Source organism: Nonomuraea sp. NPDC049141 (assembly GCF_040648415.1).
Classification (GTDB): domain Bacteria; phylum Actinomycetota; class Actinomycetes; order Streptosporangiales; family Streptosporangiaceae; genus Nonomuraea.
The window spans coordinates 1-1,698 of sequence record NZ_JBEZDR010000188.1; the positions used below are offsets into that span (position 1 = coordinate 1).

4 protein-coding genes are annotated in these 1,698 nt (G+C 71.1%); all 4 read left to right on the top strand.

The genetic code is table 11. The features are described from left to right. A partial coding sequence (locus AB0B91_RS65725; RefSeq protein ID WP_358343162.1) for a hypothetical protein occupies positions 1 to 197 on the top strand: 197 nt, incomplete at its 5' end. Beyond that, positions 194 to 601, top strand: a complete 408-nt coding sequence (locus AB0B91_RS65730; protein ID WP_067359650.1) for a roadblock/LC7 domain-containing protein — start codon at positions 194 to 196, stop codon at positions 599 to 601. The genes AB0B91_RS65725 and AB0B91_RS65730, both read left to right, overlap by 4 nt. A gap of 89 nt (positions 602 to 690) precedes the next feature. After that, positions 691 to 1,056 (top strand): DUF742 domain-containing protein, encoded by a 366-nt coding sequence (locus tag AB0B91_RS65735; RefSeq protein ID WP_088998388.1) that lies wholly within the window; start codon positions 691 to 693, stop codon positions 1,054 to 1,056. Positions 1,057 to 1,084: 28 nt separating this feature from the next. Further along, complete coding sequence (locus AB0B91_RS65740; RefSeq protein ID WP_358343165.1) at positions 1,085 to 1,660, top strand: ATP/GTP-binding protein; 576 nt, start codon at positions 1,085 to 1,087, stop codon at positions 1,658 to 1,660. Positions 1,661 to 1,698: the final 38 nt, after the last annotated feature.

Sequence of the window (1,698 nt, forward strand, 5' to 3'; positions counted from 1 at the left end):
GCTGCGGGATGTCCCCCTTGACCACCGGCATCACGGCGACACCGGTCTGGATCGAGCCCCGGGGCGGCCGCGACCGCAGCCGGCGTACCCCGGACGAAGTTCGGGGCCTGTTGTCGGCCTACCACCGCGGCGTGCAGCGCGGCCGGGCGGCCGGCACGGACCAGAACAGCACCTCGACCAAGGAGACGAGTCGATGAACAGGCCAGCGGCCATGCAGGACATGAGTTGGTTGCTCACCAACTTCGCCGACAGCGTGGCGGGAATCGCCCACGTGGTGGCGGTGTCCGCCGACGGGCTGCTGCTCGCCTCCTCGCGGGACCTGCCCGCGGACCGGGCGGACCAGCTCGCCGCGATCACCTCGGGCGTGGTCAGCCTGACCGAGGGCGCCGCCCGGATGTTCAGCGCCGGCGGCGTGCTCCAGACGGTCATCGAGATGGACAGCGGCTACCTGTTCCTGATGTCGATCAGCGACGGCTCGTCGATGGCCGTGCTGGCGGCCCGCAGCTGCGACGTCGGTCAGGTGGGCTACGAGATGGCGCTGCTGGTCGAGCGGGTCGGTGCGGCGCTGGTGCCGCTGCCCCGGGACGCGGTGCGGTCCTAGCGGGACGCGACGTGCGGGCCGTACGTCGCCAGGAACGAGAAGACCCGGTGCCCGACCAGGGGCCCGGCCGGGAGAGGAGGTGATCGTCGATGGACCAACGGCGCGTGGACCCACGTGGTGCGCTGGTACGGCCGTACGCGGTCACCCGCGGCCGGACCGAGGCCCGGATGGACATCGCCCTGGAGGCGGTTCTGACGGCCAGCGCGACCCAGGCCGCGGAGGCCCGCTTCGCCGGGCACGACAAGCACCGCATCGCCACCGTCTGCGAGGGCCGGGCACAGTCGCTGGCCGAGATCTCCGCGTACACCCGGATGCCGCTGGGCGTCACCCGGGTGCTGGTCGCCGACATGGTGGCCGAGAGCCTGCTGACGCTACACACTGCCGCTCCCGCCGAGGGGTTCGAGGAGCGGATGGAAATCCTTGGAAGGGTGCTAAGTGGACTTCGCAGGCTATGACCCCGCCGGGGCCCGCCGAAACCGGGGAATCATCTCCGCGAAGATCGTGGTCGCGGGCGGCTTCGGCGTGGGCAAGACGACGCTGGTCGGCGCGATCTCGGAGATCACCCCGCTGAGAACCGAGGCGGTGATGACCGCGGCCGGCGTCGGCATCGACGACCCGTCCAAGGTGCCGGGGAAGCAGACCACCACGGTCGCCATGGACTTCGGCCGGATCACCATGGCCGAGGACCTGATCCTGTACCTCTTCGGCACGCCGGGTCAGACCCGGTTCTGGTTCATGTGGGACGAGATCATCAAGGGCGCGGTGGGGGCGGCCGTGCTGGTCGACACCCGCCGGATCACCGACGCCTTCGCGCCGCTCGACTACTTCGAGAACCGCCGGCTGCCGTACGTCGTGGCGTTGAACCGTTTCGACGGCGCACCGCAGTACGAGCTGGAGGAGGTCCGCGAGGCGCTGGCCATCTCGCCGGACGTGCCGCTGGTGCTGACCGACGCCCGGCATCGGGACGCCGTCAAGCAGGTGCTCGTGACCGTCGTGGAGCACGCCATGCTCCGCCTGGAGGCCGAGCACGGCCGGGGCTACCCGGCGCCGGTCGGCTGAACGGGACGGCCACCGTCTCCGGGTCGCGTCAGTCGACC